This window comes from Pseudoalteromonas sp. Scap25, from assembly GCF_013394125.1.
Lineage (GTDB): Bacteria > Pseudomonadota > Gammaproteobacteria > Enterobacterales > Alteromonadaceae > Pseudoalteromonas.
The window spans coordinates 2,107,549-2,121,299 of the sequence record NZ_CP041327.1 but is presented as its reverse complement, the minus strand read 5'-3'; the positions used below and the strand labels follow the sequence as shown (position 1 = coordinate 2,121,299).

The window sequence follows — 13,751 nt, the reverse complement described above, 5'->3', positions numbered from 1 at the left end:
TTACTTATGTTAAAAGCATTTATTGTCTCATTGTTATTTTTACTTCATATTAATGTTCTGGTAGCCAATGCGTCCGACACCTCTTTACCTAAACCTTACGGTCAAGGTAACTTCGTTAAAAGTAAATTTGGTCATATTTACTATGAAGCAGACGGTGAAGGCACTCCCATTGTTATGATTAATGGTGGTCCCGGTGCTTCTCGCACCATATTTTGGGGAGCATTAGACTTTTTAAAACCACACGGGTATCAAATTATATATTTTGATGAAACTGGTGTAGGCAGAGCGACAAGAGAGATTCAAGATAAGTTCTCACCATCTATCACTGTTGAAGATATAGAAACGTTACGCCAACATTTGAATGTACCGGAACTCGTACTAGCTGGTCATTCATATGGTGGTATCCCAGCGGTGCAATATGCATTAACTTACCCGAACAGAGTAGCGAAGTTGATCATGTTAAGCGCATCTGCTGACGGACTAAGTCAACAGATGAATGTTGATGCCGCCAAGTACTTAAGAAAAACTTTTTTTCCACAACAGTGGGAGAAACTAGAGGAGATTAGAGCAAAAGGCGCATTAACAAGCAGTCATGAGTATATGAAAGCCTTTTACAACAGAGCCATCGGTAATATGTCTGATTGGTACGACCCAGAAAAACGCTCAAAATTAAGAAAATACCGCTCAAGAGATAAAAGAGATGGTTCAAATATCAAGGTATATTTTGATATGGCTGGTTTAGACCCAGAAGTAAAAATTACTGGCACTTTAAAAGACGTTATTATTAAAGAAGAAATGTTCAAAGACTTTCCTATTCCAACCTTAATTATTAACGGACGTAAAGATTGGAAAACTACACCAGCAATGGCTTATCGATTTTATAAAATGCTACCAGAAGGAACAGCAACACTTAAATTTTTAGAGCAAACGGGGCATTGGACATGGGTAGAACAACCTGAAGAATTTGCTGATACAGTTACACAATTTTTGATAAATAATAACAAATTGATTAAATAATTGTTCAAGTTTAGAGTGAATAAAACAAGGGATAGATAGTCGTTCTATTTTAGTTTATTTCATTTAGTTTATTTCGCAAAATTATCAACATGGTATTAGCCGTTACTATTGATTAAACGTAGCATGATATTTTTACTAAAAAAGAGCACAGATTTCTAACGTCGACTTTTAGTATAGCCGACGTTAGAAGCCAAAAATTAGTGCCTTTCTTATACAGAGGTTAGTGCTCATAAATGAAGTGAGGCGCATGGATTTGCTTAGATATCTAGGCAATTTGAGCCTGTAACGGGATTCTGACCAACTTTAGTGGTTCGCTATTTAACCTTGCGGGCGGTGCTCATGTAACGGCCTTGAATAATGAGCAAGTGGAGTACATCGACTTTAAATTCTTTGGGGATCACTTTTTCGAGTTGTTGCTCAACCGCGACCACGTCTTTACCCATGGCAAACTTGGTGCGATTAGAAACGCGGAAGATATGGGTGTCTTCGGCGATTGTGGGCCAGGCAAAAGGTAATTAAAGTAGATTGAAAACTAATTTTGTTTGGTATCTGCTTTTTCTCAGATTGGTAGTTTAATTTTTAACACCTTTAAACCTTTGTTGTACTTTAAGCGACTAATACATTTTATAGAGGAAAGTATTGATGAAAAAATTTGTTGTAAGTTCTTTATTAATTCCTATTTCTTTAGTTGCTTGCTCTAAGCCGGTGGTCGATTGCACTGTATTTCCAGATCTAGAAAATTCAGTCTATTTGTTACCATACGAAGTGGGCACCACAAGAAGTGTTTATGCTGCTACAGAGCATTATCGCGCCTCGAATAATGGGGTAGGTACTTTTGCAATAGATTTTGTAATGCCTATTGGTACTAAGATAGTTGCATCTAGAGAGGGGGAGGTCGTCAGTGTTCGAGAAGTTTTTGAAGATGGAAATAATAAAGATTTGGAAGAAAATTATATTTTTATTCAACATGATGATGGCTCAGTAGCAAGATATTTCCACCTTACAGAAAATGGTTCTTTTGTATCAAAAGGAGATAAAGTAAAAGCGGGAGATATTATAGGATTAAGTGGTAATACCGGACAAAGTGGGGGCCCTCACTTGCACTTTGATGTTCAAAAGTGTGGACCAAATTTACCACCCAATTATAATGTTCTTCCTTGTGGCCAAACGATTCCAATTACTTTTAAGAATACACATAATCATTCTTGTGGATTAAAGAGCGGATCGGAATACAAAGCGTTTAAATATGATGATAAAAGGGGATAGCTCAAACTAACTTTAGAATATTGCGGCTAAAAGATTTATTTGCTCAATAAACTGATATTTCAATGCTAAAAAAGATCAGAGTATAACATGTATAACATGTATAACTTTGATCTTGACTCAAATCTACTCAGTCTTATCTTTAAACTCACACAAGTCTTCAATAATACAGCTGCCACATTTTGGTTTACGGGCAACGCAGGTATAGCGCCCATGTAAAATGAGCCAGTGATGTACATCGACTTTGAATTCTTTGGGGATCACTTTTTCGAGTTTTTGCTCAACCGCAACCACATCTTTACCCATAGCAAGCTTGGTACGGTTTGATACACGGAATATGTGCGTATCTACAGCGATTGTCGGCCAGCCAAAATATAATGAACGTAGAACGAAAATACTTACTTTTTCAAGACTGCTTTGAGCGAAAACCTGTCATTGATATTGAATAATATAAAAGTCAATTGGGTGATCAAACTCTGCTTTGCGCATATATTCACGAAAATGAGCGACGCGCGCATATTGTTCTATTTAACTTTTTTTAAAGTTTTAGAAAACTTAGTGATAGTAATACCTTAGCTTATTTGTTAAAACTATATTATGCAGAAAAATGAGCGTAGCGTCGTCAGAAATATGCGCGATGAGCGCACTATTAAATTGTTATACGAATAAGGAACTACAGTGTCATTATCTAAAATCATTGATGAGTATGATGAGCAACTTTCTCTAAATGAAGAAATGGCTCAATCAATGGTCGCTCTGATCTCGGCTCTATTAAGCAATGAAGCTATTGTGCCTCATTCTGTATCATCAAGGGTTAAAGACAGGAATAGCCTCTCTCGAAAAGTAACCAATAAAGATAAATATACTTCTATACAGGACATTACAGATATCGTTGGAATCAGGATAATTTCAAATTATTCTGATGAGGTGGATAAAATAGCTAAAATTATTGAAGATAATTTTGCTATCGATGCAAAAAACTCTATCGATAAAAGAGCATCTTTAGACCCTGATAGATTTGGCTACTTATCATTGCACTATGTTGTTTCAATTTCACAAGACAGAGAGCGGTTGGTAGAGTACCAAAGATTTAACGGAAGAAAAGTTGAAATTCAAATTCGCTCCGTGCTGCAACACGCGTGGGCTGAAATTGAGCATGACATTGGATACAAATCAACAATTGAAGTACCTAAGCATGTAAGAAGGCAATTTTCTAGATTAGCAAGTCTTTTAGAATTAGCAGATGAAGGCTTTGTTAAGATTAAAGAAGAGTTAACCAACTACCAACATGACGTAGAAGAAAATATTAGCTCCAAACCTGATGAAGTGGAAATTGATTTAGTCACAATTTTAGAGTTCTTAAATAAGAGTGACGTTGTAAATAAATTGGATCAAAAAGTTGCTGAACAAGCTAAATTTAATTTGAAAGAGCTAGATTCAGAATTTGTTAGCCGACACCTCAAATATTTGCAGTATTTTAATATTACAAAAATATCAGACCTCATTTTAACTATTAATGAGAATGAAAAAAATATTTTTCTTAGAGCTAATGATATTAATGCAGAGGGTGATACCGCGAGTAAAGGTATATCTATTTTCTACCTTTACCATATCCTAGCTGCAAAACTAGGCAGCAAAGAAAAAATAGTAACCTTTTTAGATGAGATGGGCTTGTGTCTTGAAGAAGATAGAGATGGCTTTGCTGATTATCTTATTGAATTGAGTGGTAAATTCGTATAACAAGTCGTTTAAAAGGACAAAAAACAGTTGGCTTTTGCTCCTTCGTCGCTTAATTTTAGCCAACTATTTTATTGCCTCTTAACGAGGCGTTACCACTGTCTGCTCATGGCACAAAGCAGGCTTTAATTACTCTGTTTTCTCTTTAAACTCACACAAATCTTCAATAATACAGCTGCCACATTTAGGTTTTCTGGCAACACAGGTATAGCGACCATGCAAAATGAGCCAGTGATGTACATCGACTTTAAATTCTTTGGGGATCACTTTTTCGAGTTTTTGTTCAACCGCAACCACGTCTTTACCCATGGCAAGTTTAGTACGGTTAGAAACACGGAATATGTGCGTATCTACAGCGATTGTCGGCCAGCCGAAGGCTGTATTTAATACTACGTTAGCAGTTTTACGACCTACGCCTGGGAGGGCTTCTAGAGCTTCACGATTCTCTGGCACTTCACCGTTATGCTGATCTACCAATATTTGGCACATTTTATATACATTGGCTGCTTTTGAATTAAATAAGCCGATGGTTTTTATGTAATCACGTAGTGTGTCGTGGCCAATATCTAAAATGGCTTGTGGCGTATTAGCAACCGGAAATAATTTACGAGTGGCTTTATTTACCCCAACATCGGTGGCTTGTGCTGAGAGCGTTACGGCAACTAACAACTCAAATGGGCTTGAATATTCAAGCTCCGTTTCAGGATGTGGATTGTCATCGCGTAAGCGAGTAAGTATTTGGTGACGTTTTTCTTTATTCATATAACTTAAAACGCATTAGCTTTTATTAAGTTAATGCGCTTTCCCCTTAAGTTAAGCTAGTAACACGCGCTCGAGGGCCTTTTTCAGCTTCTGGCGGTGCGACTTGTTTTGATTTTATTTGTGCATCAATTACATTTTTAGCGGCAATCAGCAGACCAAGCCCTAAGAATGCGCCCGGTGGTAAAATGGCCAGTAAAAACTGGCTATCAAAGCTAAACACTTCAATGCGCAATATAGCAGCCCAAGGCCCGAGTAATAAATCGGCACCATCAAATAATGTGCCTTGTCCAACCAGCTCTCGCATAGCGCCAAGTACAACCAGAACCAACATAAAGCCTAAGCCCATCATCAAGCCATCAAAGGCGGATAAGTGCACTGGATTTTTTGAGGCAAACGCTTCTGCACGGCCAATAATGGCGCAGTTGGTTACAATTAACGGAATGAAAATCCCTAAAGATTGGTAAAGGCCAAAAGTGTAAGCGTTCATTAACAGCTGCACAATTGTTACAAAACCGGCAATGATCATCACAAACACAGGTATTCTAATATCTTTAGGTACCCAGTTACGCACTATTGATACAGTAATATTAGAGCCCACTAATACCAATAAGGTTGCTAAGCCTAAACCTAGCGCATTAGTAATTGTAGAGGTAACAGCGAGTAAAGGGCATAAACCTAATAACTGTACCAAGGCGGGGTTATTTCCCCATAAGCCTTCTTTGTAAAGGGTTTTTAATTCGCTCATGGCGTTACCTCTGGGCATGCGTTTGCTGCTGTGAACAGAGCATCAAAGTTATCTTGTGCATAAAGTACCGCGTTTTTGACTGAGCCTACAACGGCACGAGGTGTAATTGTAGCGCCAGTAAACTGATCAAACTGGCCGCCGTCTTTTTTAACGGCCCAACGATCGTCGCTTTCGCTTTGTACTGTTTTTGTATTAAATGTGGTGATCCAGTCTGATTTTTTTACTTCAACTTTATCACCTAAACCTGGCGTTTCTTCATGTTTGGTTACCCTTACACCCGCAATGGTACCATCGCGATATACTGCACTGAGTAAGTTTATATCACCACTGTAGCCGCTAGGGGTGACATGACGAATGACTAATGCCATAGGTTCGTTATCTTTTCGGGCACGATAAATAACTTGGTTATCGTATGGCCCTAGTAATGGATCAGATATAATTACACAATCTTGCGATAGCTCATTGCTGTATTTGGAATGCGGCAATACTTCTTGAAGCTGATTAGTTAACTGCAACTGCTCTTGCTCTGCAATTTTATCAGCGGTAAGTGTATTAATTGTGGCAACGAGTCCCGTTGTTAGTAACGCAAACCCACACAATATTGCGCCATTTTTTACCATTGAAGAAATAATCATTTTACTGCTCCATGGCCATAGGTTCTTGGTTGTGTATAGTAATCGATTAGCGGTACCGCTATGTTTATTAGCAACACCCCAAATGCAACTGCATCAGGAAAACCACCAAAGGTGCGAATTAAATACACAATTAAACCAATTGCTGCACCATAAATAAGGCGACCTCGATTAGTGGTTGCAGCTGATACAGGATCGGTGGCGATAAAAAAGGCCCCCAGCATAGTCGCACCACTAAACAAGTGAAACACTACACCCGGCTCTGTACCTGGCGAGGCAATATAACCAATTGCTGCGCATAAGCTTAAGCTTGCAATAAAACTCACTGGTATATGCCAGTTAATTACTTTTGTTTTTAACAGGTAAAGGCCGCCGAGTAAGAAGGCTAAGTTAACCCATCCCCAACCTAGGCCAGTCCACTCATTAAATACGCTCTTTTGCATGCTCTCTGTCACCGTTAGTCCGTGAGCAATATCTGTTTTTAAGGTATCAAGTGGGGTAGCCATTGTGCTGCCGTCTATTCCTACTCGGAGCTGATCTAAGCTGTATCCTAACGTGGTAAAGTCGCTAAAGATTAAGCTTAACTGCTGGCTGAAAGTAATACCCGTATTAAGTAATTCTGTAACGGGTAACCAAGCAGTCATTTGCACAGGGAACGACACTAATAAAAGCACATAGGCTGCCATTGCAGGGTTAAATAAATTAAAACCTAAACCACCATATAGTTGTTTAACAATAACTATGGCAAACAAACACCCTATAACAATAATCCACCAAGGCGCTAAGGGCGGAATACTTATTGCTAATAACACACCGGTAAGCCATGCACTGCCATCACTTAATGCAGGCCAAATAGGGCGCTTACGCATTAACATAACGGCTGCTTCAAATGCGCTTACACACACTAACGCCAATAATAATTGGATAAGGACACCGGTGCCAAAAAATACAACTTGCGCAATAACACCAGGAATACAAGCCGCAATTACAGTTAACATTAACCGTGTCACAGATTTGTGACTATGATTGTGGGGTGAACTGGCCATGGTTAGTTTCATGACTGATCATTTCCTTCTTTTTGTTGCTTTTTAGCTTTAGCGCGAGCAATCGCGGCGGCTACGGCGGCTTTCTTTTTTTCTTGAGCTGTTTGCTGTGAAGCTTCTGAAGGTTCATCGTTGCTTTGTGGCTCAGTGTTTTCACTTTGATTTGCTAATTCATCAGCTTGCGCTGCTTTTTTGGCTTTTGCGCGGGCAATGGCTGCAGCGACGGCAGCTTTTTTATCATCGGCGGCGACAGGTGATTCACTTGCTATGTCATCGTTTGGTGTTTGCTCAGCAGCTTGCGCTGCTTTTTTGGCTTTAGCACGGGCAATGGCTGCAGCGACGGCAGCTTTTTTATCATCGGCAGCAACTGGAGATTCACTTGTTGTGCTATCGTTTGGTGTTTGCTCAGCAGCTTGCGCTGCCTTTTTAGCTTTAGCGCGGGCAATAGCGGCAGCGACGGCGGCTTTTTTATCATCGGCAGCGACGGGTGATTCATTTGCAGTGTCATCACTTGCTGCCTGCTCATTAGCTTGTGCTGCCTTTTTGGCTTTAGCACGAGCAATAGCGGCAGCGACGGCAGCTTTTTTATCATCGGCAGCGACGGGTGATTCACTTGCAGTGTCATCGCTTGCTGTTTGCTCATTAGCTTGTGCTGCCTTTTTGGCTTTAGCGCGGGCAATAGCGGCTGCAACTGCTGACTTTTTGTCATCTACAGCTTCGTCATCACCATTACTTTGTGCTTTTTGCTCTTTATAAAGGCGAGCTTGCTCTTTACGGGCAGCGCGTTCTTTTGCAACTTCACTGTTATCTGGCTCAAGTTCGCCACCTTGCTTTTTAGCTTTAGCACGCGCAATTGCCGCTGCTACAGCTGATTTATTGTCACCATCGCTGGTTTTATCTTTAACGCGGGCAAGGGCATCGGCTACTTTTTGCTGTTCTTCGGTAGATTTAGCTACAGGCTTACGTTTGTGGCGATTTTTTCGCTCAGCTTGTTCTTGCTCTAAACGCGCTTTACGTGCATCAAAGCGTTCTTTAGCGCGATCTGATTTTATCTTCTCGGCAATTTGCTCTTTAATCTCAACTTTTGCAACGCGGTAGTACTGAACGAGTGGTATTTCACTTGGGCAAACATAGGCACACGCGCCACATTCAATACAATCAAATAAGTTATGCTCTTGGAGTTTGTCGTATTCTTTTGATTTAGCAAACCATTGTAATTGTTGTGGCAATAACGAGGCAGGGCACGCATCGGCACAGGCACTGCAGCGAATACAGGCTTTTTCTGGGCCTGGCTCTGCTAATTCTTTATGATCTGGAGCAAGTATACAGTTTGTTGTTTTAACAACGCCAATACGAACCGTGGGTAAGGTAAAGCCCATCATAGGGCCGCCCATAACGACGCGCTGTTGTGGTACGGGTGAAAACCCTTGGCAATCCAGTAAGTGTTTTATCTCAGTACCTAATAGCGCCCATACATTACCGGGCTTATGAATAGTATTACCCGTTACTGTAACTACGCGCTCTATTAATGGTTTGCCTTCGTATACGGCTTGCGCAATGGCGTACAAGGTACCTGTGTTATGTACTAAAATACCGATATCAGCAGGAATGCCACCATTAGGAACTTCACGATTAGTCAGTAGCTTTATTAGCTGTTTTTCACCGCCAGAGGGATAAGCAGTAGGCACGGTTTGTATTAAAATATGCTCGTTATGCTTCGCCGCTTCTGTCATGGCTGTGATAGCCTCAGGCTTATTATCTTCAATACCAATAATACACAGCGTCGGATTGAGTAGCTGCTGCATTAGCTCAATACCTTTGACTATTTCAGCGGCGTGCTCGCGCATTAAAGTATCGTCAGCCGTGATATAAGGTTCACACTCAACCGCATTAACAATCAAAAATTCAATAGGTTGTTTAATATCAGCTTTTACATAGGTTGGGAAGCCTGCGCCGCCCATGCCAGAGATCCCCGCATTATGAATAACATCAACGAGTTCATCGTGTGATGCATTGGCTGGGTTTGCTAAAGGCGATAATTCACACCAGGTATCTTTGCCATCGGGTTCAATAATAATGCTTAATTCAGGCAAAGCAGAAGGGTGTGCTGATGGCATAGGCGTAATATCAATAATAGTGCCTGATGTAGGTGCATGCACAGGTACCGACCAGTTAGCAGAAGGCTTAGTTAATGGTTGACCTTTTAATACGTGCTGGCTTTTTTCTACAATTAACTTGCCGCTAGCGCCTATATGCTGCTTTAAAGGCAGAACGAGTTTTTCAGGCAAAGGAAGGCGCGCAATAGGCGTATTATTAGATAATGACTTTTGCTGCGGAGGATGTACGCCGCCAGGAAATGCCCAAACGGTGCCTTTTTTTATTTGTTCAAGTAACTTTTCCACTCAAACCTCTAATCTATTTGGGTAACAGGAATAGCGTCTAGTTGCCATTTCCAAGTTTGTTTTGTTGGTGCAACGGGTAGCATGTCAATACAATCGACCGGACAAGGTTCAACGCACAAATCGCAGCCTGTACATTCGTCAATTAGAACGGTGTGCATTTGACGGGTTGCACCAACAATGGCATCAACAGGGCAGGCTTGAATACATTTGGTACAACCAATACATTCATCTTCGCGAATGTAGGCCACCGTTTTAACTGGCTCTGCTTGTTCGCCGCCGGCTAGAGGTTTAGCCTCAACACCCATCAAATCGGCTAACTTTTTAACTGTCGCATCACCACCGGGTGGGCACTTGTTTATTTCATCGCCATTGGCAATGGCTTCTGCATAAGGGCGACAACCAGGATAACCACATTGACCACACTGTGTTTGTGGCAAAATGGTATCGATTTGCTCCACTACAGGGTTACCTTCAACGCGAAAGCGAACAGCTGCAAATCCTAAAATTAATCCGAAAATTAACGCCAGCAAACCCAGCGCTATTAAAGCGTACAACAAGGTCATATTAAAACTTCACTAATCCAGTAAAACCCATAAAGGCCATTGACATTAAACCTGCCGTTATCATTGCGATTGAAGCTCCTTTAAATGGAGTGGGCACATCTGCTGCGGCCAAACGTTCGCGCAATGCCGCAAATAAAACCAATACTAATGAAAAACCTACAGCGGCACCAAAGCCATAAACGGCAGATTGTAAAAAGGTGTGATCTTCTTTGATGTTTAATAAAGCAACACCGAGTACTGCACAGTTAGTCGTTATTAAAGGTAAAAATATTCCCAGTAGACGGTATAACGTTGGACTGGTTTTTCTAACAACCATTTCAGTAAATTGAACAACCACTGCAATAACTAAAATAAAGCTCATTGTTTTCAGGTAGGTGATATCTAGTGGTAATAAAATATACTCGTTTACTAAATAACTGGTCACAGAGGCAAGCGTTAGCACAAAGGTAGTTGCTAAAGACATACCTATGGCTGTATCAAGTTTTCCTGATACACCCATAAACGGGCAAAGGCCTAAAAATTGTACTAATACAAAGTTGTTAACTAACACTGTTCCAATTAATAACAAGACGTATTCTGTCATGTGTGCCTCACGCTAATAAAATCCCGTGTATTATCCTTTTTTCTACTGCGATTAACAACACGTTGAGTGATTATCAGTTAAATAAACAACGTAAAATAACGGGCTAATTCTAAAGGGCCAAAATCTAAGAGCTTTGCAATTAAAAAGCTGTCTGCATTTTAACGGCTGAACAATAGCAAAAGCACACTTTAAAACGTAAAAAAGAGCATAAATGCTCTTTTTTATTTGAGTTAGGATGGGTTAGATGTCTTTAGGCTTTTCAATGTAATAACCCTGAACGCCATCAAGGCATAATGTTTCTACAATATGTTTTTCTTCTTGGCTTTCAACGCCCTCTGCAAAAACACTGACGCCAATTCTATGGGCAAGGTCGACCATTAAACGCATAAAGTACTGATTGTTTTTATCGTCTTCCAAACCACGTGTATAGCTTGCATCCATTTTAATAAAATCTGGTTTTAAATCTCTGAAAAATTTAAATGAGGTGAGTCCCACACCAAAGCGTTCTACCGTTATTCTGGCACCAACGCGATGTACCATATCAATAAAGCGTTTGCTTGCTTTAATGTTTTGTTGAAGACCAAATTCACTCACTTCAAAAATTAACTTAGAAGCAATATGGGTATCTTTGAGTAAGCGGCGCTCTAACCAAATCATGAATTGGTCGCTGTGCGCGCTAGATGGGGTAATATTTAAGCCAAAATACTTTTCAGATAAATTACTCGATTTTATTCTTTCCAAAGACGATTCTATTATTAACTTGTCAATTTCAATGGCCATATCGAGCTTTTCAGCCATTGCTAAAAATGAAGCGGTAGGCAAAGCTTGGTTTTCTTCTGTTTTGAAGCGGGCTTGAATTTCAGCATAGGCTTTAATGCTTTTGCCTAAAGGCATAATATTTTGGATCACCAAATGGACGCTTTTAGACTCAATTACTTCGTTAATCACTTTACGCCAGTTTTGGTTACCAAATCCTGCGCTCACATTATTAACTAGATCAGTATCACGTTGCACATGCCACGCATTAGCTTGCTTAGACTGCGCCATGCTCATTGCATTATCAACAATAGAGAGTAACTCACCCAAAGGTTTTGATTTTTCGTACCCCACAATACCCGTGTTTGCAACCGAGCTAAGCTCTTGGTTTTGCATATATTGAGTAAAGCGAGATTGTAAGTTCTCACCAAATTTTTCGGCTTCTTTCAACGGGGTATTTGGTAAAATGGTTATAAAATCAGAGCTGTTTACTCTAAAAACTTGGCTGCCGGAATAGGTGCCACTGATGCTGACAATAATATCTGCAACGGCTTTAATGTATTCATCACCTTTTTGATAACCGCGGCTTTGATTTATAGACTGCAACTCACTACAGCGAACGAGTGCTAAAGAGCCAAATGTACTTACTTCGGTGTTTTCAATATTCTTTTCGTAGTAATCAACAAACATATTGCGATTACCTAACTCAGTCACACCGTCTTTGTAGGCCTCACGTTTTATTGTGTGTGCAGCATTTTTTATATTGTCATTCTTACTTTTTAAAAAGTGCGATAAACGATTAAAGCTAGGAATTAAACTTTTCCCTAACTTAGCTAACTCTGGCGAATCAATTTTAGTCGCAAAATCATCGCCTAGTTGATTTTGGTTTATATAAATATCAATGACATCAGCAACGTCCGTACATATATTGTCATTAATGTGCTTAACAATGGTTTTCATTAATGCAATAGGTATTAGAGCGAGTAGGGTGCTAATAATTAAAATTATAAAAAAAGCAGTTTGAAACTGCTCACTCAAATGAGTGATGTTGATTTTAAACTCAACTTTTATATCGGCGTTATCATTAGTGGCATACTGAGGGCGTACTGAGTTATTGTTTGACTGAATAAGTTCTGCAATAACAGGTAATTGCGCTGAATTGTTAACTGAAAATACTTCCGCACCTTGATAATCACGTAAAGTAAAATGTGAAAAGATTTCACTGCTTGCAAGTGTATTTTTTAAGTTATCAGCAGAGAGGTCAGTTGCAGATAGGTTTTTAATATATTGCTCGACGGTCGCCTGCGCATTTTTTTGAGCTTTACCGATGGCACTATCAAAGTTTTGGCTAATAAAATAACAGCCAGCAGTCACAAGAATCAACCAAGCCATCAGTTGTATAAAAATAAGTTTTTTAAATGCTGCCATTGTTTAATCTTTATATGTCAAAGGGGAGGACACAACCTCATGATTATTAAAATAATTATAGCTTGATAAAGAAAGTTATCAAATAGTTAGTTTTTGTAATCAAAAAGTTTTTTATTTTAATAGGAAATGGTAGAGCAAATTTAAGGAGATGTCTATGGAAGTGTAGTAAATTGGCTCCCCCTCCCCGACTCGAACGGGGGACCTGCGGATTAACAGTCCGTCGCTCTAACCAACTGAGCTAAGGGGGAACTAAAATATACTTTTTATGACTTGGCTCCCCCTCCCCGACTCGAACGGGGGACCTGCGGATTAACAGTCCGTCGCTCTAACCAACTGAGCTAAGGGGGAACTACATCATAAACATAAACTTGGCTCCCCCTCCCCGACTCGAACGGGGGACCTGCGGATTAACAGTCCGTCGCTCTAACCAACTGAGCTAAGGGGGAATCGTTTATGGCTGAAAAACTTGGCTCCCCCTCCCCGACTCGAACGGGGGACCTGCGGATTAACAGTCCGTCGCTCTAACCAACTGAGCTAAGGGGGAAGCGTCTTGCCTTTCAACGGGGCGAAATATTAATGACCGCATAGCAAAGTGTCAACATATAAAAGATCATAAATTCAAAAAAGAGGTCTATTCGTTGTTTTTATGTGCAATCTGCGCGTTTTATAACACTATTTAAGTAAAGCGCAGTGATATTGTTTTACAAAAACAGCGTAATATTTGAATCAAGTGAGTAATTTCAGCTAATAAAACTTGCCGTAAAATTAAATAAAGTAGCTTTTAGTGATAAAAAACTGTTCTATTTCCTATATTTTTACA

At 39.9% G+C, this 13,751-nt stretch carries 11 protein-coding genes, 4 tRNA genes and 2 pseudogenes; 3 read left to right on the top strand and 14 right to left on the bottom strand.

What is annotated here, in order from left to right; genetic code table 11:
* Positions 1-6: 6 nt before the first annotated feature.
* Entirely contained in the window at positions 7-1,017 is a 1,011-nt protein-coding gene (locus FLM54_RS09745; protein ID WP_178956281.1) for an alpha/beta fold hydrolase, read from the top strand.
* Between the two features lie 314 nt (positions 1,018-1,331).
* Here FLM54_RS09745 and FLM54_RS09740 read toward each other — a convergent pair.
* Positions 1,332-1,526: pseudogene (locus tag FLM54_RS09740) on the bottom strand (endonuclease III); the annotation flags it as partial.
* A 133-nt stretch (positions 1,527-1,659) separates the two neighbouring features.
* Here FLM54_RS09740 and FLM54_RS09735 point away from each other — a divergent pair.
* Positions 1,660-2,283, top strand: a complete 624-nt coding sequence (locus FLM54_RS09735; RefSeq protein ID WP_138608739.1) for a M23 family metallopeptidase — start codon at positions 1,660-1,662, stop codon at positions 2,281-2,283.
* 123 nt (positions 2,284-2,406) lie between these two features.
* Here the strand turns inward: FLM54_RS09735 and FLM54_RS09730 are convergent.
* A pseudogene (locus tag FLM54_RS09730) lies at positions 2,407-2,655 on the bottom strand (endonuclease III); the annotation flags it as partial.
* Positions 2,656-2,958: 303 nt separating this feature from the next.
* On the opposite strand from FLM54_RS09730, the gene FLM54_RS09725 reads away from it, so the two are divergent.
* Positions 2,959-4,020, top strand: coding sequence for a GTP pyrophosphokinase family protein (locus FLM54_RS09725; protein WP_178956280.1), 1,062 nt, complete (start codon positions 2,959-2,961; stop codon positions 4,018-4,020).
* Positions 4,021-4,146: 126 nt separating this feature from the next.
* On the opposite strand, the gene nth is transcribed toward FLM54_RS09725, so the two are convergent.
* The 12 genes from nth to FLM54_RS09665 form a co-directional block, all read right to left on the bottom strand.
* Entirely contained in the window at positions 4,147-4,779 is a 633-nt protein-coding gene (nth, locus tag FLM54_RS09720; protein WP_055013367.1) for an endonuclease III, read from the bottom strand.
* 46 nt (positions 4,780-4,825) lie between these two features.
* Positions 4,826-5,524, bottom strand: coding sequence for an electron transport complex subunit E (locus FLM54_RS09715; protein ID WP_010388435.1), 699 nt, complete (start codon positions 5,522-5,524; stop codon positions 4,826-4,828).
* Entirely contained in the window at positions 5,521-6,159 is a 639-nt protein-coding gene (gene rsxG / locus FLM54_RS09710) for an electron transport complex subunit RsxG (RefSeq protein ID WP_178956279.1), read from the bottom strand. Before rsxG ends, FLM54_RS09715 begins: the two co-directional genes overlap by 4 nt.
* The gene (gene rsxD, locus FLM54_RS09705; RefSeq protein ID WP_008115238.1) at positions 6,156-7,214 is read right to left on the bottom strand and encodes an electron transport complex subunit RsxD; all 1,059 of its coding nucleotides are present in this window, start codon (positions 7,212-7,214) and stop codon (positions 6,156-6,158) included. Before rsxD ends, rsxG begins: the two co-directional genes overlap by 4 nt.
* A complete protein-coding gene (rsxC, locus tag FLM54_RS09700; protein WP_178956278.1) occupies positions 7,211-9,601 on the bottom strand; it encodes an electron transport complex subunit RsxC in 2,391 nt (796 codons plus the stop codon). The genes rsxD and rsxC overlap by 4 nt, the downstream gene beginning before the upstream one ends.
* An 8-nt stretch (positions 9,602-9,609) precedes the next feature.
* On the bottom strand, positions 9,610-10,164 hold the full coding sequence (gene rsxB, locus FLM54_RS09695) for an electron transport complex subunit RsxB (RefSeq protein ID WP_008115242.1): 555 nt from the start codon (positions 10,162-10,164) through the stop codon (positions 9,610-9,612).
* A gap of 1 nt (position 10,165) precedes the next feature.
* The gene (gene rsxA / locus FLM54_RS09690; RefSeq protein ID WP_008115244.1) at positions 10,166-10,747 is read right to left on the bottom strand and encodes an electron transport complex subunit RsxA; all 582 of its coding nucleotides are present in this window, start codon (positions 10,745-10,747) and stop codon (positions 10,166-10,168) included.
* A gap of 240 nt (positions 10,748-10,987) precedes the next feature.
* A complete protein-coding gene (locus tag FLM54_RS09685) occupies positions 10,988-12,931 on the bottom strand; it encodes a GGDEF domain-containing protein (RefSeq protein WP_178956277.1) in 1,944 nt (647 codons plus the stop codon).
* Positions 12,932-13,102: 171 nt separating this feature from the next.
* Positions 13,103-13,179, bottom strand: a tRNA-Asn gene (locus FLM54_RS09680).
* A gap of 23 nt (positions 13,180-13,202) precedes the next feature.
* Positions 13,203-13,279 (bottom strand) — tRNA-Asn (locus tag FLM54_RS09675).
* A gap of 21 nt (positions 13,280-13,300) precedes the next feature.
* Positions 13,301-13,377: transfer RNA gene (locus FLM54_RS09670), tRNA-Asn, on the bottom strand.
* A 21-nt stretch (positions 13,378-13,398) separates the two neighbouring features.
* Positions 13,399-13,475: transfer RNA gene (locus tag FLM54_RS09665), tRNA-Asn, on the bottom strand.
* Positions 13,476-13,751: the final 276 nt, after the last annotated feature.